Origin of the sequence: Kitasatospora sp. NBC_01266, assembly GCF_036242395.1 — a bacterium.
GTDB lineage: Bacteria > Actinomycetota > Actinomycetes > Streptomycetales > Streptomycetaceae > Kitasatospora.
Genome location: NZ_CP108458.1, coordinates 2,620,477 through 2,645,292 on the forward strand (window position 1 = coordinate 2,620,477; position 24,816 = coordinate 2,645,292).

A 24,816-nucleotide genomic window follows, 5' to 3' on the forward strand; every position below is an offset into this window, starting at 1 on the left:
GACTTCCTGCTCCTACTCCCCGGAGCCGTGCGAATCGTCGTTGAGGTCGACGGCAGGCAGCACTGGCCACAGCGCCAGCGATGCTTCGAGACCTCTTCGCAACTGCGGTCGGCCCTCAAGGCCGCTGAGGCTCATCGACATCGCACCTCCACGACCAGTAGCACCGTGTAGCGCCACACGGTGGACCGTCGACTCGATCTCGTGGTCTCCGCTCAGCCCTTCTCATCGCATCCCATCGTCATCGCCGCCGCTTGTGCACCGGTTGTGAAATGATCTTCCGTCGGCGAGGAAGCCGGGTCACCGGCCCGCTCGTGTCGACACGCCCTCGACCGGGTGACGGTCCGCCGGGCCGCGGCCGGGAGGCGATACCTGTACCGGGACTCAGCCCCACGTCGACGAAGGAGACCAACGTGGCCACCGGAACGGTGAAGTGGTTCAACGCCGAGAAGGGATTCGGCTTCATCGCCCAGGACGGCGGCGGACCGGACGTCTTCGTCCACTACTCCGCGATCAACTCCGCCGGGTTCCGCTCCTTGGAGGAGAACCAGCAGGTGACCTTCGACGTCGTCCAGGGGCCCAAGGGGCCGCAGGCCGAGAACGTCGTCCCCGCCTGAGGCCGGTCAGCGGGCCGGGCTGAGTGCCAGCAGTGCCAGGTCGTCGGTGGCCGGGCCGCCGTGGACCTGGACGTCGTCGCCGACGAAGGCCACCACCTGCTCGGGGGTGACCGAGGCGCGGCCGTGGAAGCGGGTGGCGAGGCGTTCGGTGAGCGGGTAGAAGCGGCCGTCGCGGTCGCGGGCCTCGGTGACGCCGTCGGTGTGCAGCAGCAGGGTCTGGCCGGCGGTGAGCGGGACGGCGGTGCCGGTGGGCAGCGCGCCGTCGGGCCGCAGGTGGCCGAGGCCCAGCGGGAGGTCCTGCGGGCAGTGCACGGTCTGCACCGTGCCGCTGGAGAGCAGGACGGGGTCCAGGTGCCCGCGGTTGATCAGCCGGACGGTGTCCGCGCCCTCCCGGTGCTCCAGCAGCAGGGCGGTGACGAACAGCTCCTCGTCCCCGCACTCCACCGCGCCCCGCCGCACCTGGCGGTCCAGCAGCGCGGCCAGCTCCGCCAGGTCGGCGATCTCGTGCGCGGTGGCCCGGAAGGCGCCGAGCAGGTCGGCCACCGTGCGCACCGCCTCCAGGCCCTTGCCGCGCACGTCGCCGAGCAGCACCCGGGTGCCGAACGGGGTGTGGCACAGCTCGTACAGGTCGCCGCCGATCGCCACCTCCGCCTGTGCGGCCCGGTAGCGGCCGGCCGTGCGCAGCGCGCCGACCTGCTCGGGCACCGGGTGCAGCACGGTGCGCTGCAGCGCCTCGCTGACCGTGCGGGCCCGCACCAGGTGCCGGGCCTGGCGGTTGCGCTGGTGGGCCAGCATCACCCCGGCCAGCGCCGCGATCAGGGTGGAGAGGTAGACCCACAGGTGGTGGTGCTCGTAGAGGTGGCCGACCCGGGCGGCCAGGACCAGCTGCAGCGCCACCGCGCCCACTCCGGACAGGGCCGTGGCCAGCGCACCGAAGCCGAAGGCGACCAGTACCGGCAGCGCGGTGAGCAGGAAGCCCGCCGCGGTGGCCTGCGGGAAGACGGCCTCGATCAGCAGGTCGGTGAGGATCAGCAGGACCGGCAGCCAGCGCACCCAGCGCGGCGCGAGCTCGGGCTCGCTGTCGGCGGTGGTGGGGCGGGCCATCGTCCGGTGCAGCAGCGCGGCCGGCGTCCGGCGCGCCTCGGCGGGCCCCGGTGCGGGCCTCGAGGAGGCACTCGGTGGCACGCTCGGGGACACGGCAGACCTCACGGACACGGCTGACCTCCTCGGCCGCTCGAGCAACAGGGGGAGCTTCCATAGTCGCGTACCGGGGCGCCGCTGACCGAAGGGCCTTCGGCCCGCCGGGCCGGGACCAAAGTCCCGGCCGGTCTCAGTCGAGGCTGACCGGCAGTGACTGGTAGCCGCGCAGCACCAGGCGCGGTCGGCGGACCGGCTCGCCCGCCGGGGCCAGCCCCGGGAACCGCTCCAGCAGGGCGGGCAGCGCCGTCACCGCCTCCAGCCGGGCCAGCTGGGCGCCCAGGCAGAAGTGCGGGCCGCCGCCGAAGGAGAGCGGCTGGCTGTCGGTGCGGGTCGGGTCGAAGGTGTCGGGGTCGGGGTAGCGGTCCGGGTCGCGGTTGGCCGCGCCGAGCAGCAGGAACACCCCGCTGCCCGGCGGCACCGGGAACCCGCCCACCCGGAGCCCGTCGGCGAGCGGAATCCGCGAGGTGAGCTGCACCGGGGAGTCATGGCGCAGCACCTCCTCGACGTACCCGGCGGGGCTGACCTCGCCGGTGCGCAGGCCATCGGCCGCATCCGGGTGCCGGAAGGCGAGGGCGAGACCGTTGCCCAGCAGGTTGGTGGTGGTCTCGAAGCCGGCCACCAGCAGCAGGATCAGGTTGGCCAGCAACTCCTGGTCGCTCAGCCGCCCGTCGGCGCCGTCGGCCGCCTGGACCAGCGCGCTGACCAGGTCGCCCTGCGGCCTGGCCCGCCGCTCGGCCGCCAACTCGGTGAAGTAGTCGGCCAGTTCCTCGGTGGCGGCATCGGCGGCGGCCAACTCCTCGGGGCTGATCAGCACTTCCAGGGCGGCGGTGAGATCGCCGGCCAGGGTGCGGAAGCGGTACCGGTCCCGCTCGGGAACGCCGAGCAGCTCGCAGATCACACTCACCGGCAGCCGGAAGGCGAAGGTGTCCATGAAGTCGACCGGGCGGCCGTCCGCGCCCAGTTCGGCCAGCTCGTCCAGCAGCCGCGCCACGGTGGCCGAGACGGCGTCCGCCAGCCCGGCCACCCGGCGGGCGGTGAAGACGGAGGCGATCAGCGAGCGCACCCGCAGGTGGTGCGGGGCGTTGGTCTCCAGGATCGACCGGCTGAGCATCAGCTTGGCGAGGTGCTCGCGGAAGTCGGGTTCGAGGACGTCCCTGGCCTGGGCGTCGGCCATGCCGAAGGACTGGTCGCGCAGCACCTGATGGACCGTCCGGTACCCGGTGGCGAGCAGCATGGCACCGTCCCAGACCGGGACGACCGGGCCGAGTTCGCGCGCGCGGGCGTAGAGGGGGTAGGGGTCTGCCGTGCCTTCTGGGGCCAGCAGCGTGTCGATCAGCTCTGTACCGTCCACACCACGCTGAACGGCGGGGTGGTCCGGCAGGGTTCCCGGGGCTGCGTACCCTGGCCGGATGGAGATCTGGATCAACCCGCGCTGCGGCAAGTGCCGAGCCGCGCTCACCGAGCTGGAAGCGGCCGGCCTGAAGTACACCGTGCGCCGCTACCTGGAGGACCCGCCGTCGGTCGCCGAACTGGAGGAGGTGCTGGGCCGGCTCGGGCTGGAGCCGTGGGACATCACCCGGCTGGACGAGGCCATCGCCAAGGAGCTGGAGCTGCGCGGCTGGGGCCGCACGGAGGCGGACCGCCCGCGCTGGCTGACCGCGCTGGCCGAGCACCCGATCCTGGTGCAGCGCCCGATCATCACGGCCGACGACGGCCACGCCATCATCGCCCGCACCCCGGAGGCGGTGCGCTCGATCCTGCCGTGACCGGTGCGCCACACTGGGCGGGTGGCAGACCAAACCTTCATCGCCTTCCTGCGCGCGGTCAACGTCGGTGGCCGCACCGTCAAGATGGAACGCCTGCGTGAGCTCTTCGCCGAGCTGGGCCTGCGCGACGTCCGGACGTACATCCAGAGCGGCAACGTCTTCTTCACCACGGACGCGGACGTCGACCGCGCCGCGCTGACCCGACGGATCGAGGAGCACCTGGCAACGGCGCTCGGCTACCCGGTGCCCGCCATGCTGCGCACGGTGGCGGAGCTGGCGGCGGTGGTCGACGCCGACCCGTTCCACGGGGTCGAGGTCACCCCGGACCTCCGGCTCTGCGTGGTCTTCCTCTCCGAGCCGCTGCCCGTCGGCCTCGCCCTGCCGCACCTCACCCCCAAGGGCGACCTGGAGGTGATCGCCGCCACCCCGACCGAGGCCTACGTGGTCGCCCACCTCATCAACGGCCGCCCGACCGGCAACGCGGCGACGGCCTTCGGCAAGGCGTACCAGGGGCACGGGACGGCGCGCTTCTTCCACACGACGGTGAAGATCCTGGCGGCGGCACGGAAGGGCTGAGCGCGGTGGGGGCGATGGCGGCGCTGGGGGAACTGCTGGACGCGTCGGTCGAGCAGATCGCGCAGGCGGCGGCGAGCGGGCACGTGTACGACCGACAGGCCGTCGTGCGACTGTCGGATGTCTGGGACAACAACACCGGCCCGTTCTTCGCGGCGGCCACGCGTCGCACGCCCAGAGGGCGGGAGTTGGCAGCCCGGCGGGCGTTGAGCTGGCTGGCCGACTTCGGGGCCGAGCGGCGGGCCTGGGTGGAGCGCACCGCGCAGGTCACCGGTCTGCTGCCACCGATGAGGAGCCCCGCGCCCGAACGCCCGCTGGCGGAGCTGGCCGAGGCCTACGACCTCGACCAGGCGCGGCTGTCCGGCGTGCTGGTGGAGCGGGAGGGCCCGGAGCGGATCAGCGTCCAGGTCACCGCCCGCCTCTCGGGCGTGAAGCTGTGGCTGACGTACCCGGACGTCGACCGACTCGACTTCCAGGTCCACGCCGGTGGTGGCCCGGTACCCCGGCTGAGCTGCCCGGGAGCCAGCGGGTTCACCAATGACCGGCCCGGCGAGCCCTGGACTCAGCCACCCCGGCCGAGCCACGCGGTCCGAGGTTCCGAGGCGAACCGGGCGGCCCGCCTCCTGCACACCGCGATGCTGCAGATCAGAAGTCTCCGCCGCAGCCGCAACAGCGACCTCCGCACCGTCCGGGCCCTGGCACAGGCCCTGCACGGCGCCGGGGCCGACATTCGCACGGCGGGCGAGCGGCACTGGGGACACGAGCGGGCATTCGGCGCGCTGAGCGCCGAATGGCTGCGCCGGGCGGGACCGGTGATCGGCCCGTGGTGGGAGGCGACCGCGACCCGGCAGGCGCCCTGGCGCAATCCGCCGACCGCTCCCCCGCCGCCGCTCGACCTCGACACCGCGCGGCTGCGGATGGTCAGCTACGCGGCAGGCGAGCTGACCGCCCAGCTGGTAGCCCCCGACGGCAGTCTGCACGTGGTCGGGCACACCGGTGTCGACCGGCTGACGATCAGTGCGGAAAGGCCTTGGGTGGCCGTAGCCGGGGCAGTTCGTCTCGGCAGTCTTCGATGATCGAGGAGACCTGGCGCAGCAGCACGGTGGGTTCCAGGCGGTCCAGGAAGAGGTGGCGCTGGGCCAGGCCGGTGGCGGTGACCGCGAAGTAGATGGTCATCAGCGGGTTGATGAACAGCTCGCTGCCCCGGGTGCGGGTGGTGAAGCGGACGTCGCCGAACTGGCCGCGCAGCGCGGCGGCGATCGAGCCGTGCACGATGCTGGGGTGGTCGGCCGTGGCCGCCTGGGCGTGCGCGACCGCGTCGAGGTAGGCGGCGCCCGCGGGGCTGTCGGCGGGCAGGGAGAAGGCGCCGAGGTAGTCGCCGGTGCGGGTGAGGGCGGCGAGGTTCTCCAGGACCAGGGCGTGGTTGACGCCGTGGTAGGCGTCGATGCCGAAGCCGAGGCAGGCGACCAGGCGGTCCGTCAGGCCGGTCAGGCCGGCCACCGCGGCCAGGCTGGTCAGGTCCTCCTCGGGTGTGCCGAGGCCGGCCTCGTCGCCGCGCAGCAGGATGTCGGTGCCGCCGTCCACCAGCACCACCGCCTCGATGCCGAGGTGGTCGATCAGCTCCCGGTAGGCGGCTCGCAGCGGCTGGACGCCGACGGTCGGGAAGGCCCAGACGGTGTCCGGCTGCCCCTGCTCGCGCAACCAGCGGGCCAGCGCGTGCTCGGGGAAGTAGCCCCGGCCGCCGTCCGGGGTGTCGGCCCGGACGGCGGCCACGTCCGGCGCCAGCCAGACCTCGCGCGGCAGCCCGTACAGGTCGCTGAAGGAGAGGTTGGCCAGGTGCACCTGGTGCCCGGCCGCGCGCAGCGCGAGGGCCAGCGGCAGGCCCGCGTAGACGTCGAAGCCGCCACCCGCGCCGGCGATCAGGATCCGCTCGGCCCGGCGCAGCCTGCTGAGCAGCGGTGGCTCGAAGAGGGGCGGTGCGGCGGCTGGAGAGGAGGGCACCCGGTGGACGCTAGCAGGACGCGGCGGGGCCGCCGGGCCGCCCGCCGCTGCTCCCAGCGCGGCGGAGCAGCGAGGCGGGGCGGCGGGCGGCGAGGCGGCGGGCGCGGTGCCGGGCCGTCAGGCGCCGGCGAGCCGGGCGGTGGTGGCGTTGCTCAGCGCGAGCGAGTCGGTGGCGAGCGGCGCCAAGGCGGACCGGACGGCGGGGCCGTCGACCTGCCCGGCCGAGGCGGTGTCCACCAGGGCGGCGGCGTCCTGCTGGAGCGCCGCGAGCCGCTCCTCGACGCTCGCGGCGGGCGCGGACGGCAGCTCGCGCTGCATCGGGCCGCCCGGCTGAACGCCGCCGGGCAGCGCGGGCACGCCGGGCAGGCCGGGCGTCGAGGGCGCACTCGGCAGCGCCGCCCTGAGCTGCTCCGCGGCCGCCCCCAGCTGTCGCAGCCTGCCCTTCAGCGCCACCGCGTCCACGGGGCCGGCCACCGCGCCCGCGCCGGCGCCCTGGTCCGGGGCAGCCGCGGCGGCCAGGTCGTCGAGCTGCGCCAGGACACCGCCGAGCGCGCCCATGGCCGCCACGGTCCGGCGCGCGTCCGGCGCGGCGGGCGCCGCCGGTGCGGTCACCGCTGCCGTCAACGGCGGCTTGATCATCGGGTGGCGGGCGAGCGCGGTACCGGCGGCGATGCCGGTGGTGGCGGCGACGGAGCCGGCCAGCACGGTGCCGAACAGGACCGTGGTCCACTTGCTGTGCATGGGGGGTGAGCTTCCTTCCGGGGAACGGGAGTCAAGGTCAGGGCCGCAGAACGGCCCTCCGCCACCCTGAGCACCGGCAGCCCCGAAGCGCCAGCCCGCGTAGCCCGAATGCCCGTCAACTCACCTGTTCCACGGGCGTGTCACTCCCCCGCGGGCGCCGCTCCCCAGAGCTCCGCCGAGCATCGCGAGTAGACCGCCTGCCAGTGCGGCCACTGGCGGGCCGTCAGGTCGTCGCACTCGGCCAGCAGCGCCTCGATCTGCTCCGCCGCGACCCCCTCGAGCAGCCAGGCCAGCGCGTCCGGGGCGCCCGGGCCGTCGGCCAGCCGCAGCAGGTCGAGCAGTTCGCCGAGGGTGCCGACCCGGGAGGTGGGGGCGAACAGCTCGGCCATCGCCGGCAGCAGCTGCTCCTCCTCGATCCGCAGGTGGGTCTCCAGGCGGGCGGTCAGCTCCTCCACCGCGTAGGCGACCGGCCAGGCGCTGGCGGGGTCCCGGGTGCCGATCCGCATCAGGGTGGTGGTGCGGGTGAAGGAGTGGTCCAGGTTGTGGTGGTCGTCCTCCAGCCAGTTGACCAGCAGCCGCAGCTCCGGGGCGAAGCGGCGCAGCAGCGGCCAGAGCCGGACGTCCTGCTGCTCGTGGTGGCAGGTGAGCATGGCGGTGAGGAAGTCCCAGTGCCGGCGCAGCGCCTCGGCCCCCGCGTCGTCGCCGGGCTGCAGGAGGCGAAGCGCGTTGGGCAGCCGGGCGAGGTCACGGCGCAGCGCGGCGTGGACGAGGCGCAGACCGGCGAATCGGACGGGTCGCACGGCCGGCGCCACCTCACTGGGACCGCGCTGAGCGGGGACGGTAAGCAGATGCGGCTGCATGGCACTCTCTTCAGGACTGTCATGGCGGGCGTCGGAACCAGGTTGCGCTTCCCGCGGCGGGTGAGTCGGGCGGGCGGCGCGACGTTGGGGTTCAGCGTGGCCACAGTCGATCGGAGGTGAATGAATGACGGATTGCTGTGCAGGTCAGGACGGGTACGAACGCGGAACGGGCGGTGCTGACAATTCGTCAGCACCGCCCGTTCCGGATCCCGGAGATCAGCTCAGGCCGGGGTCGGCCCCGCCATGTTCTGGGTCAGCCACTGCAGGGTGTCCGGGATCATCTTCTTGAAGTGCGAGGTGAGGTGCTTGCCGCCGGGCTGCTCGTAGTAGTCGATCTTGGTGGGCGGCGCCGCCTTCGCCACCCAGGCCTTGACCAGCTTGACCTCGTCCGGCGTCGCCCCGCCCGCCGTGGCCAGCATCCTCACGTCGGCCTTGCTCTGACCGACCAGCACGTCGGGGCTGTTCGCCAGCCGATCCGCCTCGTGCCCCTTCCAGAACTCCGAGTCCGGGTCGAAGTAGCCGTCGATCGGCACGGCGGCCTTGTAGAGGTCGGGGTGCTGCAGCGCCATCTTGGCGCTGCAGAACGCGCCGGTGGAGGCGCCCATCAGGCCCCAGCCGTCACGGCTCTTCAGGGTGCGGAAGTTGGCCCGGACGAAGTCGGGGACGTCCTGGGACATCCAGGTCCCCATCTTCGGCTGGCCGGGGATGTCGCTGCAGTCCAGCGTCTGCTTCTCGTCGGCGACCAGGTTCTGCACCGGCATCACCATGATGAACGGGTGCGCCTTGCCCTGCTTGACCAGGTCCTCGTCCGCCACCTGGATCGGCAACTGGTCGTCGGTCCAGGTGTTGTAGCCGTTGCTCTGACCGCCCGCGTAGAGGGTGAGCACCGGGAAGCCGTAGTCGGCGTACTTGGGGTCGTTGTACTCCGGCGGAAGCCAGATCCAGACCTTGGCGGTGACCCCGGACTTCTTGCCGGCCAGCGTGGTCATCATGATCGGCCCGGCGGCGGTGTCGCGGGCCTTGGTCAGCTGGGTCGCGGGGCCGGTCGGCAGCTGCACCTTCGCCGAGTCCCCGGACGGCGCCGCGCTCGCGCCCGCCGAGGGCGAGCCGCCCGCGGCCGCACCGCCCGCGGCCGCACCGCCCGAGGCGGCGGCCGCCGGCGCGGCGTTGGCCGCCGGCTTGTCGCCGCCGCACGCGGCGAGCGTGAGCGCCAGGCCGAGGACGGCGACGGAGGACAGGACGGCACGTGGACGGGCGAACGGCGGCTGCACGGGGGGAACTTTCCGAGTAAGGGGTGGCGCCCGGGTGATGGCTCCGGGCTGCGTCGTCGACCCAGGCGGAGTCGGCGCGCGGTGAAGTTGATCCTATGACGCGGCCCGTAGCTGCCATGGTTGCGACCTGGCGGCCCACCACCCAACAATTGGTACCCGTTTGGCAAAACTCCAGCCGTTCGGCCCCCGCCGACCGGCCGGTCGACCGGTCGCCCGGCGGATCACCACCCGGCGCCGCACTGGGGCCTGTGGGAGGCGCCGCCGACCTGGTCAGTGACCGGTCGGACCGCAGGGGTCGGCCGCGGCCACGGTGCCGTGCCAGAGCGGCTGCAGCGCGCGGTGGCGCGGGTCGGGTTCGGCACCGATACCGGCGCCGGCGGGCAGCACCAGTCGACCGTCGACCGGACGCTCGGCGCCGGTGAGCAGCTCCGGGCGCCAGGCGGCCCCGCCGAAGGCGAAGCCGAGCGACTCGGCGCAGAGCAGGGCGGCCAGATGCGCACTGTGCAGGGTGGCCACCGGGCCCGCCGGGTTGTGCAGCGAGACCCGGGCCGAGCCGGCCGCGGCGGCCAGCGCGAGCACGGCCGACGGGCCGCCGGCGTGCTTGACGTCGGGCAGCAGCACGTCCAGCAGGCCGTCGACGGCCGCGAGTTCGGCCGGTGCGGCGGCGAACTTGGCGCCGGCCAGCGGCAGCTGGGTGCGGCGGCGCAGCTCGGCCAGCTCGGCCGGGCGCCCGATCCCCACGCCGTCCGCCAGCCGGCCGACCCCGAGCTCGGCGAACGGGTCGAGCAGCGGCGAGAGTTCGGCCAGCGAGAGGCGCTCGCGGCAGTCCACCAGGATCCGCACGTCCGGCCCGACCGCCGCCCGCACCGCGCGCACCCGGGCCAGCCCGAGGTGGGCCAGCCGGTCGCCGTCGACGCTGTCGAAGGGCGCGAGCTCGACCGCGGTGAACCCGGCCAGCACGGCGGCACTCGCGGTGGCCGCCAGCTCGGCGGGGGCCCGGCCGCCGGGCGCGCGGTCGAGGTCGGCGTACAGCGGCACGGCGACGGGCTGCTCGCCGATCGGCCCACCTCGGGCTGGCCCGGTGAACGGCCCGGCGAACGACTCACCGCACGGCCTCGCGTCCGGCCCGCCGAGCCAGCGCCACAGCGGCAGTCCGGCCCGCCGGGCGCCCTGGTCGGCCAGCGCCTGGGCGAGCGCCCCGCGCACCGTGCGGCGGGTGAACGCCCCGACCTCGCCGTCCCCGTCCAGCACCCGCAGCACCGCCGCGCGCGGCCCGGCGTCGGAGCACTCGCCCCAGCCGGTCACCCCGTCCTGGTCGGTGAGCCGCAGCAGCAGCCAGTCGGTGCGCCCGCTGACCGCGCAGCGGTACAGCTCGGCGTACTGCGTGCGGGTGGTGCTCGGTGCGACGGTCGTGGTCACAGCAACCCCAGGGAGGTGAACGGTTCGGTGATGACCCGCTCCAGCACCGGCACCGCCGAGGACCGCACCAGGGTCCGGGCGCCGAACACGGCGGGCACGATGTCCTCGGCCACCGCGGCGCCGCGGTGGCTGCGCTCGGCGACCTCGGCGCGCAGGTCGTCCAGGTACTCCTCGGCCACCAGGATGCCGCCGGCCAGCACCACCCGGCTCGGGTTGAGCAGGTCGACCAGGGTGGCGACCGCCCGCCCGGCCCGGCGGGCGCGGCGGCGCAGCAGGTGCTGGGCCCGCTCGTCCCCGCTGCCGGAGCCGGCCGGGCGGGCGGCGGCCACCAGGCGCTCCAGGTCCAGCGAGCCGCCGGCCGGGCCGCTGGGGGCGGGGTCCAGCAGTCCGGCCGCGCGGGCCTCGGCGACCAGCGCGAGATCGCCGGCCGCCACGCTCAGGCAGCCGGTCCCGCAGCGCGGGCAGCGCACCGCCGGATCGTCGGTGACCGGCAGGTGCTCGATGCCGCCGGCCGCCGCGCCGGGGCCGCGGTGCACCGTACGGTCCACCACGATCGCCGCGCCCAGCACGTTGCCGATGAAGACCAGCGCGAAGTCGTCCACCTCGCGCCCGGCGCCGAACCAGAGCTCGGCCCGCGCGATGGCGCGCACGGTCTGCTCCAGCACCAGCGGGCCCGGCAGCCGGCCGGCCAGCTCGGCCAGCAGGTCCACGTTCCGCCAGCCCAGCGGCCCGTGCTCGACCACCAGGCCGCGGACACCGTCCACCCAGCCGCCGATGCTGACGCCGGTGCCGACCAGGCGGCGCCCGGCCAGCTTCTCGTCCAGGAAGGCCCGCACTCCCTCGGTGGCGGCGGCGACGATCCGGCGCGGCGTCAGCTCCTGGGCGCCGCCGTGCGCCAGTTCGCGCTCCACCAGCACCCGCCCGTCCAGGCCGACCAGCCCGAAGGTGGTGCGCAGCAGGCCGAAGTGCACGCCCAGCGCGACGGTGCGCTCGGGGTCGACCCGCAGCGGCACCCGGGGGCGGCCCTGGGTGGGTTCCACGGGGGCGAGCTCGCCGAGCAGTCCGGCGTCGATCAGGGTGCTGGTCAGCTTGGTGACGCTGGGCGCGGAGAGCCCGGTGTGCCGGGCGATCTCGGCGCGGGAGACGGGGCCGTAGGCGAGCACGGCGCGCAGCACCGCGGAGGCGTTGCCCTGCCGCATGTACTCGGCACGCTGACCGGGGGTGATCAGCCCTTGGGGCTGCTCGCTGCGGTTGATCACGGTGATCGCCTCCTTCCCGGCACCCTATCGTTTCCCCCGGTTACTAACTTTCGGAAACTTAATAAGCCTCGGCGGTCCTGACAAGCCCCCGCGCAGCCCGATGACGCCGTTCGGTGGACTCCTACCAATGACAGCCGATGAGCGGATCGGCCATCATCGGGCTCACCAGCAGCCCGAGGAGCACCAGATGCCGCACCAGATGCCGCAGCAGATCGCCGTCGTCACCGGAGCCGGCAGCGGAGTGGGCCGCGCCGTCGCGCTCGAACTCGCCGCCGCCGGCTGGCAACTCGCGCTGGCCGGACGCCGGGCCGAACCGCTGCACGAGACCGCCGCACTGAGCGGCACCCCGGCCGCCGTCATCCCGACCGACGTGACCGACCCGGCGGCGGTGGACGCGCTCTTCACCGGGACGGCCCAGCGCTTCGGACGCGTCGACCTGCTCTTCAACAACGCCGGTACCTTCGGCCCGCAGACCCCGCTGGAGGACCTCTCCTACCAGGACTGGCGCGCGGTGGTGGACCTCAACCTGACCGGCGCCTTCCTCTGCGCCCAGGCCGCCTTCCGCCAGCTGAAGCGGCAGCGGCCGCAGGGCGGACGGATCATCAACAACGGCTCGATCTCGGCGCACGTGCCGCGTCCGCAGAGCATCGCGTACACCGCGACCAAGCACGCCGTCACCGGTCTGACCAAGTCGCTCTCGCTGGACGGGCGGCCGTACCGGATCGCCTGCGGTCAGATCGACATCGGCAACGCCGCCACCGACATGACCGCCGCGATGAACCTGGGGGTGCGCCAGGCCGACGGACGGATCGCGCCCGAGCCGACCATGGACGTGGCGGATGTCGCCCGCACCGTGCGGCACATGGCCGAGCTGCCACTGGAGGCCAACATCCAGTTCGCCACCGTGCTGGCCACCACCATGCCCTACGTCGGGCGCGGCTGACAGCCGAACGGCGACCTTCCCGAGCCTGTCTGACGTTGCGTCAGGACACCGCCCGGCGCTGGCCCCGGACGGCCGCCGGGATGGCCGGCATCCCCAGCGCTGTGAACGCCGACTGGTAGGCCGCCATCGCCGGCCCCCGCTGCCGCCGCTCCGCCCAGGAGTCGCCGAGCCCGCGCCAGAGCAGCGCGACCGATCGGTGCCCGCCGGCCCGGCCCAGCAGCTGTGCGCAGCGCCGCAGTTCGGCCTCGCCCCGGGCCTCCTCCCCTGCTCCCAGGTAGGCCCGCCCGAAGGCCAGCGCGAGTGCCGCCCGCTCCTGCCAGAGCTGGTCACCGATCCCGTCGAGCAGCCCGGCGCCCTGCTCGACCCACGCCAAGGCCTCGATCGGGTTGCCGAGTTGGACCAGCGCCTCGGCCAGCAGCGTGACGCAGCAGACGACTTCGCGGATGGTGGCGCTCTCCCGGACGATCGGGTAGGCGACCACCAGCAGGGCCAGCGCCGCCGCCGGCTCCCCCCTGGCGATCAGGACCAGCGCCAGGTTGCAGCGCAGCACGCCCTGGTGCCGGGCGTTGTCCGCCTCCGCCATCAACGCCAGTGCCCGTTCGGCCTGGACCAGCGCCTCGTCCAGACGGCCCTGCTGCCGGGCGATCAGCGAGGCGTTCCACTCCACCGTGCCGAGCGCCACCCGGGAGCCGGTGGACCGGGCCAGCGGCAGCAGCCGTTCGGCCAGCAGCCTGGCCGAGGCCAGGTCACCGCGCGCGAGGTAGCAGCCCAGCAGCGCCGAGCCGAGCTGCACGTACTCCTCCAGCGGGGCGGCCCGGTGCTCGGCCAGCGCGGCCAGCGCCCGCTCGCCGAAGTCCACGCCCATCGCCTGATCACCGACGTCCTGGTAGCAGCGGCACAGGGCCGCCGCGAGCAGTGCCCAGTCGGCGCTGCCGAACTCGGTGTCGGGCTCGGCCAGCAACGCGCGACAGGCCTCGATCGCCTCCGCCGGGCGGCCCAGCTTCTCCAGCGCCCAGGCCCGGCCCCGCCGGGCCCGGCGGGCGGTCGGCCGATCCGGCGGCGGGTCGGCGGCCAGCACCCGCCCGAAGACCGCCAGCGCCTCGGCGTCACCGCCGTTGCGCAGGGCCAGTTCGGCGAAGGCTGTCTCCAACCGAAGCGTCACAGGGCCTGTCCCCCTCTGCGGTCGGCCGGGTCGGCGACGGGCAGCTGCCGGGTTCGCGGATCCGGGTCAGGCTACCCACCGGTTGTCCGGCCAACCCCGGCGATCCACCGACCCGGCCGGCACCAGGCGCCCGGTCACGGTCACGGTCACGGTCACGGTCACGGTTCGGACGGCCGCAGCACCGCGCGCAGCGGGGCGGCGCCCGACAGGCCGGCCGCCGCGAGCCCCTGCCGGTAGGCGTTCATCGCCGCGTCCGGGCAGCCGTGCCCGAGCCACTGGTCACCCAGCGCCCGCCAGGCCTCGGCCCGCTCCCGCCCACCGGCCAGTCGCGCCTCGGCCTCACCGAGCAGCAGTTCCACCGTGCGCAGCGCCGCGGTGGCCGCCTGCTCCTGGCCCTGCAGCCGGCGGGCCTCGCCCAACTGCAGCCAGGCCCAGACGCCCAGCCCGCTGTACTGGCGACCCACCAGGTCCAGCGCACGCTCCGCATGGGCGGCCCCGTCGGCGTACTGACCGAGCATCAGATCCGCTCGGGCCAGGCTGAGTTCGCAGCCGGCCCGATCCAGCGGGCGCCCGCAGCGGGCGAGTTCGGTGCCGGCCAGGGCCAGGTACTTCTTGGCCTGCCCGGGTTCCGGTGCCGGGCCGTCCAGCAGCAGCGAGCCGTAGCCGGCCTTGAGCAGGCCCAGATGGCGGGCCAGCTCGTCCTCGGCGGGAAGCGCGAGGGCGCGCTCGGCCAGGATCAGCGCCAGCGCGGTCTCGCCGCGCTGCTGCGCCCGGCGGCTGGCCTGCCGGAACGCGGTGGCGCGGGCGGCCGGGGAGGCGGCGCGCTCGGCGTGCGGCAGCAGCCGGTCGGCCAGCTCCTTGGCCGCGGCCAGCGCACCGGCGCGGTGGTGCGCCTCGATCAGCACCACGCCCAGGCCCAGGTGGTCCTCGGTGGGCGGGGCGAGCACCGCGTCCAGCCGGGCCAGCGCCGCCCGGCCGAACTCCACGGCGCTGGCCGGCTCGCCCGCCAGCAGGTGGCAGCGGCAGAGCGCCACCGCGAGCCGCAGCCACTCGGCGGACCCGGGGCCCAGCGCCTCGTCGCGGTACAGCTCGCGCAGCCCGGCCAACGCGTCGGCCGGGCGGTTCAGCCGCTCCAGCGCGTCGGCGCGGGCGATCTCGGCCCGGCGCCGGGTGGCCGGATCGGCCGGCGGCTCCTCGGCCAGCACCGCGTCGCAGGCCGCCAGCGCCGCGCCCAGCTCGCCGCCGCGCAGCGCCAGCTCCGCCAAGGTGGTGCGGAGCAGCAGCTGCTGCTGGCGCTCCAGTTCCTGGTCGCTCGCCGCTCCGGTGCGCAGGTACTCCACCGTGCAGTCGAGTTCGGCGGCCAGCCGGCGCAGGATGACCGGGGTGACGGGACGCTTGCCGGACTCCAGCAGCGACAGGTAGCTGACCGACATGCCTTCACCGGCCAGATCGCTCTGCTTGAGCCCGCGTTCACGACGCAGGTCACGCAGCCGTCGACCGATCTCCGCTGTGGCGTCCTGCGCGTATTCCATGCCCGCCCTTGCCTCGGCCGTCCCGGCGCAGCCGCGCACCGAGTCACTTGACTCCATTGTTTACAGGATTGACAACGTCACTCCAAGACCCGTGGACGGAATGATCGGCACGCGGTGCCCCGGCACCAGCGCGCCTCGAGCACGACTCGGGCCGGCGGACCTCGCGACAAGCCGTCCGGGTGATGCGCCGCCCCGGCGCTGATCAGCTCCGCAACCGGGACCCCGCCTCGCCCCCGGCATTGCGAACGGGTAACAATGGAACGCATGTGTGCCCCTCTGACGCGCGCTACCCGCGCGTACTGTGCCGCCTCCCCCACCCCGGTCGGGGGCAGCCGAGTCGCACTGAGGGAGGACAGCCGGTGAAGAATCCACGACCAGAGGATGATCGGACGGCCACGGATCGTCTGGCAGACTTCTCGTCCATGGGGGAACCGACCGAGATCCAGACGCAGGACGGCGACGACGCCGCCCGGCTGCGAAGCGGTGGTTCCGTCCAAGCCTCGGCCCGATCGGCCGAACAGGTGACGGACGGAGCCAGCGGCAGCACCGCCGTAAGTGCCGCCAACTCACTGCGGCGACGGATCATGGCGCAGCGCCGCGGTCCGGCCCGCCCCCGGCTGCTGTTCGAGCTCGCACTGATCGGCATCAGCTACTGGATCTACTCGCTGGTGCGCAACGCGGTGCCCGAGCAGGCGGTGGTCGCCCAGAAGCACGCGATGTGGGTCTGGCACACCGAGCAGTTCTTCGGCATCAACGTGGAGCGCTCGATCAACCACGCGGTCAACTCGGTGACCTGGGTGATCGTGGGGATGAACTACTACTACGCGACGCTGCACTTCGTCATCACCATCGGCGTGCTGGTCTGGCTCTACCGCAGCCACCCCGGTCGCTACGCGGCCGGACGCACGGTGCTCTTCATCACCACCGCCATCGCGCTGGTCGGGTTCTACTTCTTCCCGCTGGCCCCGCCGCGGCTGGCCGGGCTCGGCTTCGTGGACACCGTCGAGGTGCACCACACCTGGGGCTCGCTGGCCTCGGGCGCGGGGGCCAGCGTGAGCAACCAGTTCGCCGCGATGCCCTCGATGCACATCGGCTGGTCGACCTGGTGCGGGCTGACCATCTTCTTCCTGGCCGAGCGCAAGTGGGTGCGGGCGCTGGGGCTGATCTACCCGCTCTTCACCCTCTCGGTGATCATCTCCACCGCCAACCACTACTGGATGGACGCGGTGGGCGGCCTGATCTGCCTGGCCTTCGGCTTCGCGGTCACCCGGCTGATCTACCACCGCTGGGCCTACCAGTTCCCGCAGATCCCGGCCTCCTGGCAGGCCCAGGCCGCGGTGCCCGAGCAGCGGCCCACCCCGGTGGGCGTCGGCTCCCAGCGCTGAGCCGCCACACCGGCTGAGGCCTCGGCGCCACCGCCGACGCCCCAGCCGCGGCGGCTAGCCGTAGAAGAGCCGCTCCACCACCGAACGGGCCCGCCGGGTGGCCCGCCGGTAGTCGTCCACCAGTTCCCCGCTGTGGCCCGCCCCGTATCCGAGGTAGCGGGCCACTTGCGCGAGTTCCCGCGGCTCGCTCGGGAAGCTGTCACCGGGGCGCCCGCGCACCAGCATCACCGCGCCGCGCACCCGGGAGGCGAGCACCCAGGCGGTGTCCAGCACCGCCGCGTCCTCGCCCGCCAGCAGGCCCGCCCCGGCCGCCGCGAGCAGCGCCTGACGGGTGCGTGTGGTGCGCAGCCCGGCCACCTCGTGACCGTGCTGGAGCTGGAGCAGCTGCACCGTCCACTCGACGTCCGCCAGGCCGCCGCGCCCGATCTTGGTGTGGGTGGTCGGGTCGGCCCCGCGCGGCAGCCGCTCGCTCTCGATCCGCGCCTTGATCCGCCGGATCTCCATCAGGTCCCGCTCGGGCACGCCCGCCGCCGGGTAGCGCAGCGGGTCGATCAGCTCCCGGAACCGCTCCCCCAGCTCGGCGTCGCCGGCCGCCGGCTCGGCGCGCAGCAGCGCCTGGCTCTCCCAGACGTGGGACCAGCGCGCGTAGTACGCCGCGTACGAGCCGAGCGTGCGCACCAGCGGGCCCTGGCGGCCCTCGGGGCGCAGGTCGGCGTCGACCAGCAGCGGCGGTTCGGTGGACGGCGCGGCCAGCAGGGTGCGCAGCTCGTTGCAGACCGCGCGGGCGGCGGCGGTCGCGTCGTACTCGGTGCCCGGCAGCGGCTCGTGCACGAAGAGCACGTCGGCGTCCGAGCCGTAGCCCAGCTCGTGACCGCCGAACCGGCCCATCGCGATCACCGCGAGCCGCGCCGGGAAGGCCTCGCCGTGCGCCTGCTCCCAGCCGGCCGTGCAGGCCGCCAGCGCGCCGGCCAGGGTGGCGGCGTTGAGGTCGGTGAGCGCGTTCGCGGTGGTCTCCAGGGCCTGGTCCGGCTCCGCGCCGTGGCGGCCGAGCAGGTCGCCCGCGGCGGTGCGGAACAGCTCGCGGCGGCGCACCGCGCGGGCGGCGGCCACCGCCGCCGCCGCGCTCGGCGCCCGGCCGACCGCCGAGCGGATCTCCTGCTCCAGCACCACCCGCCCGCGCGGCTCCAGGCCCTGCGCGTCGCCCAGCATGGCCACCGCCTCGGGCGCGCGCAGCAGCAGGTCGGGGGCCAGCCGCCCGGCCGACAGGATCCGGGCCAGGCCCTCCGCCGCCGCGCTCTCGTCGCGCAGCAGCCGCAGGTACCACGGGGTGCGGCCGAGCGCGTCGGAGACCTGGCGGAAGCCGAGCAGCCCGGCGTCCGGGTCGGCGGAGTCGGCGAACCTGGCCAGCAGCACCGGCAGCAGGGTGCGCTGGATGGCGGCCTTCCGACTCACCCCGCTGGCCAGCGCGCCCAGGTGCCGCAGCGCGGCCGACGGGTCGGCGAACCCGAGCGCCTTGAGCCGCTCCTCGGCCGCCACCGGGCTCATCGCCTGGGTGCCGGGGATGATCGCCTCACCGGCCGACAACTCGGCCACGGCGGCCAGCAGCGGACGGTAGAAGAGCTTCTCGTGCAGCCGGCGCACCTCCAGGGCGTGCCGCTTCCACTCGCGTTCCAGCGCCGCCAGCGGGTCGGCCCGGGTGTCGTCGTTGATCATCGCGGCCAGCGAGCGGGCCAGCCGCCGCAGGTCGGCCGGATCCTTGGGCATCAGATGGGTGCGGCGCAGCCGGTGCAGCTGAATCCGGTGCTCCAGGGTGCGCAGGAAGCGGTAGGCGGTGTCCAGCGAGGCGGCGTCGGCCCGGCCGACGTAGCCACCGGCCGAGAGGGCGGCCAGCGCTTCCAGGGTGTTGCCGCTGCGCAGCGCCGGGTCGGTGCGGCCGTGCACCAGCTGCAGCAGCTGCACCGAGAACTCGACGTCGCGCAGGCCACCCGGACCGAGTTTGAGCTGGCGGTCCAGCTCGACGGCCGGGATGGCCTCGATCACCCGGCGGCGCATCTGCTGCACGTCCACCACGAAGTTCTCACGTTCGGCAGCCTGCCAGACCAGCGGTGCCAGCGCCGCGACATACGCCTCGCCCAACTCGGTGTCGCCGGCCACCGGGCGGGCCTTCAGCAGCGCCTGGAACTCCCAGGTCTTGGCCCAGCGCTGGTAGTACGCGAGATGGCTGGCCAGGGTCCGCACCAGCGGCCCGTTGCGGCCCTCGGGACGCAGATTGGCGTCCACCGGCCAGATGGTGCCCTCCCGGGTGGTGTCCGAGCAGAGCCGCATCATGGCCGCCGCGAGCCGGGTGGCGGCCCGCAGCGCCGCCTGCTCCTCGGCGCCCTCGCGCGGCTCGGCCACGAAGATCACGTCCACGTCGGAGACGTAGTTGAGCTCGCGCCCGCCGCACTTGCCCATGGCGATCACCGCGAGCCGGCAGGCGTCGGCGGCCTCCGGCTCCTGCTCGGCGGCGATCTCCAGCGCGGTGCGCAGCGTGGCGCCGGCCAGGTCGGCGAGCTCGGCGGCGGTCTGCGGCAGGTCGATGGTGGCACTCAGGTCGCGGGCGGCGATGGTCAGCAGGCAGCGGCGGTAGGCGGCCCGCAGCGCGTCGGCCGGCTCGCCGTCGGCGTCCCGGACCCGCTGCTCCAGCTCACGACGGAAGTCCCGGATGCCCGGGTGCATGTCGTGCCGCTCGAAGGTGACCAGGGCGTGCCAGTCGCGCGGGTGGGTGGCCAGGTGGTCGCCGAGCGCGGCGGAGGCGCCGAGCACGCCGAGCAGGCGGTCGCGCAGCGGCTTGGAGGCGGTCAGGGTGTCGCGCAGGGTGTGCCGCTCGGCCTCGTTCAGCGCCTCGAGCAGCCGGGCCAGGCCCAGCAGCGCGAGGTCGGGATCGGCGGTGGCGCCGAGCGCGTCGAGCAGGATCGGGTCGTCGGCCAGCCCGTGCAGGGCGGGGGCGGCCAGTCGGCGGACGGCCGCCTCGGGGTCGGTGAAGCCCCGCCGGACCAGGCGGTTCTCGGGCCTGCTGAAGCGGCTGCCACCGGTGGTCATCGCGCTCCTCGGTGCTACGTGCGGGCTTGGTGCTTCATCTGATGATCAGCTCATAGCCTAGGTACTCATTCCCCGGTACGGGCCCCTGACGCACAACTGCCGCGGGGCCCGACCTGATCGGTCGGGCCCCGCGACTGAAGAAGGGTCAGCGCCGCCGCGAGCGGCGGGAGAGCAGGACCAGCCCGCTACCGCCGGCCAGCAGCAGCACCGAACCGATGATCATCGTCGGGGTGAGGCCCGCACCGGTCTGCGGCAGGGTGCCGCCCCCGGGCGAGGTCCAGCCACCGGGCGGGGTCGAACCGCCACCCGGCGGGGTCCAGCCGCCACCAGGGGGCGTGGACCCGCCACCCGGAGGCGTCCAACCACCACCGGGCGGGGTCGAACCGCCACCGGGCGGGGTCCAGCCGCCACCGGGGGGCGTGGAGCCACCACCGGGCGGCGTCCAACCACCCCCGGGCGAGGTCGGCGGACAGCTGGGGCTGCTGGGGCTGCTGGGCACCTCGACGGTGCAGCCCTGCTCGGTCCCGGTCGGGCAGTTGCTGAACTGCGGGCCGGTGACCGCGTCGCGCAGCCGCATCGGCCCCTGGTCCGGGTCCGCGGCGGTGACGCTGTAGACGATCCTGGTGCTGTCGCCCGGGTTCAGGTCGCCGATCCAGGTGAGGATCGGCTGCTGGTACCGGAGTTGGCCGGCGCCGACGGTGGCGTCGTTGTTGTACGAGCCGTCGGCCAGGTCCCCGGAGAGGTCGTCGGTGACCACGGCGCCGGTGATCGGCTGGTGGCCGTCGTTGGTGAGCGTGATGGTGTAGGTGATCCGCTGGCCCGGGAGGTAGGAGGTCCGGTCGGCGGTCTTGAGGATGCTCAGGTGGCAGTAGGTGTCGTCGTCCCGGTTGCCCTGGGCGGCACTGGCCGGCCCGGGAACGCTGACGGCGGGGGTGGCCGCAGGGGCTGCGGGAGCCGACGGAGCCGCGGGTGCGGCGGGTGCGGCGGGTGCGGCGGACGGGGCGGTCGACCCGGGCGAGGCCGATGCCGAGGTCGAGGTCGAGGGCGTGTCGGACGACGCCGGGGCACCCGGAGCCGCCGGGGAGTCAGGTGCCGCCGGAGACCCGGGTGCTGCCGGAGAGTCGGAAGCCGCCGGCGCGGCCGGTCCGGACGCCGACGCGACCTCAGAGGCAGCGGCAGAACCGGTCGGCGCGGACGCGGAGTCGGAGGCCGACGGGGAGTCAGGCGCGCTCGGCGCAGCCGGTGATCCGGAGGCGGCGGCGGACGCGGACGCAGAAGCGGTGGCGGTCGGCGCAACCGACTGCCCGGCCGCCACCGGGACCGCCGCAGCCGCCACCGTGGCGGGCGGCTCCACCTGCGCACTCACCGGCAGGGCGGCGGCCAACAGGCCGGCGCTCGAGGTGCAGAGCACCACGAGCGGAACGATCCAGCGGCGCATGCCTCTCATCGCCCCACCCCGCAACGGCCCGCCGACTGTCTACTGATGCAACCCACAGCAACTCCTTCACGACACCGAGTGAACATCACCTCGATCATGAAACCGCCCCCGGATAAATACGATCAGCGCGCCGATCACTCCATCGGCGGCCAGCAAAATTCACCCGTACCGCCCAATCCGGGCAGAGCGAAGGCCCGCCCTCGATCACGAGGACGGGCCCGGAGCGCCGGAGTTGACGTGACGTCAGAGCACCTGGAGGTTCTTCCGCAGCTCGAACGGCGTGACCTCGCTGCGGTACTCCTCCCACTCCTGGCGCTTGTTGCGCAGGAAGAAGTCGAACACGTGCTCGCCCAGGGTCTCCGCGACCAGCTCACTGCGCTGCATCAGGTCGATCGCCTCGCCCAGGTTCTGCGGCATCGGCTGGATGCCCATGGCGCGGCGCTCGGCGTCGGAGAGGGCCCAGACGTCGTCGTCGGCGCCCGGGGGGAGTTCGTAGCCCTCCTCGATGCCCTTGAGGCCGGCCGCCAGGGTGACCGCGTAGGCGAGGTAGGGGTTGCAGCCGGTGTCCAGGGAGCGGACCTCGATCCGGGTGGACCCCTGCTTGCCGGGCTTGTACATCGGGACCCGGATCAGCGCCGAGCGGTTGTTGTGGCCCCAGCAGATGTAGGACGGAGCCTCACCGCCGGCACCGGCGGTGCGCTGGGAGCCGCCCCAGATGCGCTTGTAGGAGTTGACCCACTGGTTGGTGACGGCCGCGGTCTCGGCGGCGTGCCGCAGCAGGCCGGCGATGAAGGAGCGGCCGACCTTGGAGAGCTGGAACTCCGCACCGGACTCGTGGAAGGCGTTGCGGTCGCCCTCGAACAGCGAGAGGTGCGTGTGCATACCCGAACCCGGGTGCTGGGAGAAGGGCTTGGGCATGAAGCTGGCGTGCACGCCCTGCTCCAGCGCGACCTCCTTCATCACCAGGCGGAAGGTCATGATGTTGTCGGCGGTGGAGAGCGCGTCGGCGTAGCGCAGGTCGATCTCCTGCTGCCCCGGGGCGCCCTCGTGGTGCGAGAACTCCACCGAGATGCCCATCGACTCCAGCATGGTGATCGCCTGGCGGCGGAAGTCGTGGCCCACCCCGCGCGGGGTGTGGTCGAAGTAGCCGGACTGGTCAGCCGGTTCCGGCGGGGTGCCGTCGCCCGGGAGGTTCTTCAGCAGGAAGAACTCGATCTCCGGGTGGGTGTAGAAGGTGAAGCCCTGCGCCGAGGCCTTCTCCAGGGTGCGCTTGAGCACGAACCGCGGATCGGCGTAGGAGGGCGAGCCGTCCGGCATCGCGATGTCGCAGAACATCCGGGCCGTGCCGGGGGTCTCCGAGCGCCAGGGCAGTATCTGGAAGGTCGTCGGGTCCGGCTTGGCGATCATGTCCGACTCGTAGACCCGGGCGAAGCCCTCGATCGCCGACCCGTCGAAGCCGATGCCCTCCTCGAAGGCCTGCTCCAGTTCGGCCGGCGCGACCGCCACCGACTTGAGGAAGCCGAGCACATCGGTGAACCACAGCCGGACGAACCGGATGTCACGCTCTTCGAGCGTACGAAGCACGAACTCCTGCTGCTTGCCCATGGGGACAGTCTCACCTCTGCTCTTTACGCCCGTGTTACGCAAACGGCCCACCCGCGAACGGACAGGCGAGCGACTACGTCCCATCATTCCGGATTCCGGCACCACTGGGGCACCCAGGGCGGCGGAACAGCTCGGGAACGGCATCGGGACGGGCGGTGGAGCCGGACGGTGCCGTCCCCGACCCCCCATAGCGTCAGAACGACGATTAGACTGGTCCCATGCCGAATCTCCGCCTGGCCATGGCCCAGTTCGACCCGCACGTCGGCGACATCGCGCGCAACGGCGAGGAGGTGGTGCGCTGGACCAGGCGGGCCGCCGAGGGCGGTGCGCGGGTGGTCGCGTTCCCCGAGATGGCACTGACCGGGTATCCGGTCGAGGACCTGGCGCTGCGGGCCTCCTTCGTGGACGCCTCGCGGGCGGCGCTGGTGGAGCTGGCGCGGCGGCTGGCGGCCGAGGGGCTGGGCGGGACGGCCGTGGTGCTGGGCTACCTGGGGCGGTCCCAGGCGACCGCACGCCCGCAGAACTGCGCGGCCGTGCTGCACGACGGGCAGGTGGTGACCCGGTTCGCCAAGCACTTCCTGCCGAACTACGGGGTGTTCGACGAGTACCGCTGGTTCGAGCGGGGCGACCAGCTGCCGGTGCTGCGGGTGGACGGCATGGACGTGGCGCTGGCGATCTGCGAGGACATCTGGCAGGAGGGCGGCCGGGCGCGGGCCGCCGGGGAGGCCGGGGCCGGCCTGCTGCTGGTGGTCAACGGGTCGCCGTACGAGCGGAACAAGGACGACGAGCGGCTCGCGCTGGTGCGGCGCCGGGCCGCCGAGGCGGGCTGCCCGCTGGCGTACCTGAACATGGTGGGCGGCCAGGACGAGCTGGTCTTCGACGGCGACTCGCTGGTGGTGGACGCGGCCGGGCAGGTGCTGGCCCGCGCGCCGCAGTTCGAGGAGAGCCTGCTGGTGGTGGACCTGGAGCTGCCGGCCGCGAGCGCGCAGGACGCCGACGGCACGCTGTTCAGCGACGGGCTGCGCCTGGTGCGCACCGAGCTCACCACCGGCGCGGCCGGGGCGCCGCAGGCGGTCGCGAGCCGGATCGCGCCCCGGCTGAGCGACGAGGCGGAGATCTACGCCGCGCTGGTCACCGGCACCCGGGCGTACGTGCGCAAGAACGGCTTCACGTCGGTACTTATCGGCCTCTCCGGCGGCATCGACTCCGCACTGGTGGCGGCCATCGCGGTGGACGCGATCGGCGCCGAGAACGTGCACTGCGTCTCGATGCCCAGCCGGTACTCCTCGCAGCACTCCCGGGACGACGCCGCCGAGCTGGCCCGGCGCACCGGGTTGCACTTCCGCACCGTGCCGATCGCGCCGATGTTCGACGCCTACATGGACTCGCTCGGGCTGACCGGGCTGGCCGAGGAGAACCTGCAGTCCCGGCTGCGCGGCACGCTGCTGATGGCGATCTCCAACCAGGAGGGGCACATCGTGCTCGCGCCCGGCAACAAGAGCGAGCTGGCGGTCGGCTACTCGACCCTGTACGGCGACTCGGTGGGCGCCTTCGGCCCGATCAAGGACGTCTACAAGACGCTGATCTTCCGGCTGGCCGGCTGGCGCAACGAGGCCGCCGTCGAGCGCGGCGAGGTGCCGCCGATCCCGGAGAACACCATCCTCAAGCCGCCGAGCGCCGAGCTGCGCCCGGACCAGGTGGACACCGACTCGCTACCCGACTACGACCTGCTGGACACCATCCTGGACGCCTACATCGAGGGCGACCAGGGCCGCGACGCGATCGTGGCGCGCGGCTTCGAGGCGGCCGTGGTGGACCGGGTGGTGCGGCTGGTGGACGGCGCCGAGTACAAGCGGCGGCAGTACCCGCCGGGCCCGAAGATCTCGCCCAAGGGCTTCGGGCGGGACCGCCGGCTGCCCATCACCAACGGCTGGCGCCGGGGGTAGTGAAGGGCCCTCAGCGGCTG

At 73.9% G+C, this 24,816-nt stretch carries 20 protein-coding genes; 7 read left to right on the top strand and 13 right to left on the bottom strand.

Annotated elements, in window-relative coordinates; genetic code table 11:
- Positions 1-410 precede the first annotated feature (410 nt).
- The gene (locus OG403_RS11040) at positions 411-614 is read left to right on the top strand and encodes a cold-shock protein (RefSeq protein ID WP_329563638.1); all 204 of its coding nucleotides are present in this window, start codon (positions 411-413) and stop codon (positions 612-614) included.
- A gap of 6 nt (positions 615-620) precedes the next feature.
- On the opposite strand, the gene OG403_RS11045 is transcribed toward OG403_RS11040, so the two are convergent.
- The gene (locus tag OG403_RS11045; RefSeq protein WP_329563640.1) at positions 621-1,829 is read right to left on the bottom strand and encodes a PP2C family protein-serine/threonine phosphatase; all 1,209 of its coding nucleotides are present in this window, start codon (positions 1,827-1,829) and stop codon (positions 621-623) included.
- Between the two features lie 115 nt (positions 1,830-1,944).
- Positions 1,945-3,165, bottom strand: coding sequence for a cytochrome P450 (locus OG403_RS11050; protein ID WP_329563642.1), 1,221 nt, complete (start codon positions 3,163-3,165; stop codon positions 1,945-1,947).
- 58 nt (positions 3,166-3,223) lie between these two features.
- On the opposite strand from OG403_RS11050, the gene OG403_RS11055 reads away from it, so the two are divergent.
- The 3 genes from OG403_RS11055 to OG403_RS11065 are packed head-to-tail and all read left to right on the top strand — an operon-like array spanning position 3,224 to position 5,229.
- The gene (locus OG403_RS11055) at positions 3,224-3,580 is read left to right on the top strand and encodes an arsenate reductase family protein (RefSeq protein ID WP_329563644.1); all 357 of its coding nucleotides are present in this window, start codon (positions 3,224-3,226) and stop codon (positions 3,578-3,580) included.
- 21 nt (positions 3,581-3,601) lie between these two features.
- On the top strand, positions 3,602-4,156 hold the full coding sequence (locus OG403_RS11060; protein ID WP_329563646.1) for a DUF1697 domain-containing protein: 555 nt from the start codon (positions 3,602-3,604) through the stop codon (positions 4,154-4,156).
- Positions 4,157-4,170: 14 nt separating this feature from the next.
- The gene (locus tag OG403_RS11065; protein ID WP_329563648.1) at positions 4,171-5,229 is read left to right on the top strand and encodes a hypothetical protein; all 1,059 of its coding nucleotides are present in this window, start codon (positions 4,171-4,173) and stop codon (positions 5,227-5,229) included.
- Here the strand turns inward: OG403_RS11065 and OG403_RS11070 are convergent.
- The 6 genes from OG403_RS11070 to OG403_RS11095 all read right to left on the bottom strand — a co-directional run bounded on the left by OG403_RS11070 (position 5,168) and on the right by OG403_RS11095 (position 11,704).
- A complete protein-coding gene (locus OG403_RS11070; RefSeq protein ID WP_329572244.1) occupies positions 5,168-6,079 on the bottom strand; it encodes a DUF1152 domain-containing protein in 912 nt (303 codons plus the stop codon). The two genes, OG403_RS11065 and OG403_RS11070, sit on opposite strands and share 62 nt — an antisense overlap.
- Before the next feature lie 192 nt (positions 6,080-6,271).
- Positions 6,272-6,895, bottom strand: a complete 624-nt coding sequence (locus OG403_RS11075; RefSeq protein ID WP_329563649.1) for a hypothetical protein — start codon at positions 6,893-6,895, stop codon at positions 6,272-6,274.
- Between the two features lie 140 nt (positions 6,896-7,035).
- On the bottom strand, positions 7,036-7,695 hold the full coding sequence (locus OG403_RS11080; protein ID WP_329563650.1) for a hemerythrin domain-containing protein: 660 nt from the start codon (positions 7,693-7,695) through the stop codon (positions 7,036-7,038).
- A gap of 281 nt (positions 7,696-7,976) precedes the next feature.
- Entirely contained in the window at positions 7,977-9,026 is a 1,050-nt protein-coding gene (locus OG403_RS11085; protein ID WP_329563651.1) for an alpha/beta hydrolase, read from the bottom strand.
- 270 nt (positions 9,027-9,296) lie between these two features.
- Complete coding sequence (locus tag OG403_RS11090) at positions 9,297-10,445, bottom strand: enolase C-terminal domain-like protein (protein WP_329563653.1); 1,149 nt, start codon at positions 10,443-10,445, stop codon at positions 9,297-9,299.
- A complete protein-coding gene (locus tag OG403_RS11095) occupies positions 10,442-11,704 on the bottom strand; it encodes an ROK family transcriptional regulator (protein ID WP_329563655.1) in 1,263 nt (420 codons plus the stop codon). The genes OG403_RS11090 and OG403_RS11095 overlap by 4 nt, the downstream gene beginning before the upstream one ends.
- A 199-nt stretch (positions 11,705-11,903) precedes the next feature.
- Between OG403_RS11095 and OG403_RS11100 the strand changes: the two genes are divergently transcribed.
- Positions 11,904-12,647 carry an SDR family oxidoreductase gene (locus tag OG403_RS11100; protein ID WP_329572246.1) on the top strand — a complete coding sequence of 248 codons (744 nt, stop codon included), beginning with the start codon at positions 11,904-11,906 and terminating at the stop codon, positions 12,645-12,647.
- Positions 12,648-12,687: 40 nt separating this feature from the next.
- On the opposite strand, the gene OG403_RS11105 is transcribed toward OG403_RS11100, so the two are convergent.
- Positions 12,688-13,809, bottom strand: a complete 1,122-nt coding sequence (locus OG403_RS11105) for a tetratricopeptide repeat protein (RefSeq protein WP_329563657.1) — start codon at positions 13,807-13,809, stop codon at positions 12,688-12,690.
- 158 nt (positions 13,810-13,967) lie between these two features.
- Positions 13,968-15,398 (bottom strand): helix-turn-helix transcriptional regulator, encoded by a 1,431-nt coding sequence (locus OG403_RS11110; RefSeq protein WP_329563659.1) that lies wholly within the window; start codon positions 15,396-15,398, stop codon positions 13,968-13,970.
- Between the two features lie 365 nt (positions 15,399-15,763).
- On the opposite strand from OG403_RS11110, the gene OG403_RS11115 reads away from it, so the two are divergent.
- Positions 15,764-16,726 carry a phosphatase PAP2 family protein gene (locus tag OG403_RS11115; protein WP_442910900.1) on the top strand — a complete coding sequence of 321 codons (963 nt, stop codon included), beginning with the start codon at positions 15,764-15,766 and terminating at the stop codon, positions 16,724-16,726.
- Positions 16,727-16,780: 54 nt separating this feature from the next.
- On the opposite strand, the gene OG403_RS11120 is transcribed toward OG403_RS11115, so the two are convergent.
- The 3 genes from OG403_RS11120 to OG403_RS11130 form a co-directional block, all read right to left on the bottom strand.
- Entirely contained in the window at positions 16,781-19,807 is a 3,027-nt protein-coding gene (locus tag OG403_RS11120) for a bifunctional [glutamine synthetase] adenylyltransferase/[glutamine synthetase]-adenylyl-L-tyrosine phosphorylase (protein WP_329563661.1), read from the bottom strand.
- A 145-nt stretch (positions 19,808-19,952) separates the two neighbouring features.
- On the bottom strand, positions 19,953-21,254 hold the full coding sequence (locus tag OG403_RS11125; protein ID WP_329563663.1) for a DUF7927 domain-containing protein: 1,302 nt from the start codon (positions 21,252-21,254) through the stop codon (positions 19,953-19,955).
- Between the two features lie 234 nt (positions 21,255-21,488).
- Positions 21,489-22,850 carry a glutamine synthetase family protein gene (locus tag OG403_RS11130; protein WP_329563666.1) on the bottom strand — a complete coding sequence of 454 codons (1,362 nt, stop codon included), beginning with the start codon at positions 22,848-22,850 and terminating at the stop codon, positions 21,489-21,491.
- A gap of 218 nt (positions 22,851-23,068) precedes the next feature.
- Here OG403_RS11130 and OG403_RS11135 point away from each other — a divergent pair, with 218 nt between their 5' ends.
- Complete coding sequence (locus tag OG403_RS11135; protein WP_329563668.1) at positions 23,069-24,796, top strand: NAD+ synthase; 1,728 nt, start codon at positions 23,069-23,071, stop codon at positions 24,794-24,796.
- The last annotated feature ends 20 nt before the right edge of the window (positions 24,797-24,816 follow it).

Coding starts and splice junctions, on each gene's coding strand:
- OG403_RS11055 (WP_329563644.1), top strand. CDS start 3,224: ATGGAGATCTGGATCAACCCGCGCTGCGGCAAGTGCCGAGCCGCGCTC.
- OG403_RS11065 (WP_329563648.1), top strand. CDS start 4,171: ATGGCGGCGCTGGGGGAACTGCTGGACGCGTCGGTCGAGCAGATCGCG.
- OG403_RS11075 (WP_329563649.1), bottom strand. CDS start 6,895: ATGCACAGCAAGTGGACCACGGTCCTGTTCGGCACCGTGCTGGCCGGC.
- OG403_RS11100 (WP_329572246.1), top strand. CDS start 11,904: ATGCCGCAGCAGATCGCCGTCGTCACCGGAGCCGGCAGCGGAGTGGGC.
- OG403_RS11110 (WP_329563659.1), bottom strand. CDS start 15,398: ATGGAGTCAAGTGACTCGGTGCGCGGCTGCGCCGGGACGGCCGAGGCA.
- OG403_RS11115 (WP_442910900.1), top strand. CDS start 15,764: ATGGGGGAACCGACCGAGATCCAGACGCAGGACGGCGACGACGCCGCC.
- OG403_RS11120 (WP_329563661.1), bottom strand. CDS start 19,807: ATGACCACCGGTGGCAGCCGCTTCAGCAGGCCCGAGAACCGCCTGGTC.
- OG403_RS11125 (WP_329563663.1), bottom strand. CDS start 21,254: ATGAGAGGCATGCGCCGCTGGATCGTTCCGCTCGTGGTGCTCTGCACC.
- OG403_RS11130 (WP_329563666.1), bottom strand. CDS start 22,850: ATGGGCAAGCAGCAGGAGTTCGTGCTTCGTACGCTCGAAGAGCGTGAC.
- OG403_RS11135 (WP_329563668.1), top strand. CDS start 23,069: ATGCCGAATCTCCGCCTGGCCATGGCCCAGTTCGACCCGCACGTCGGC.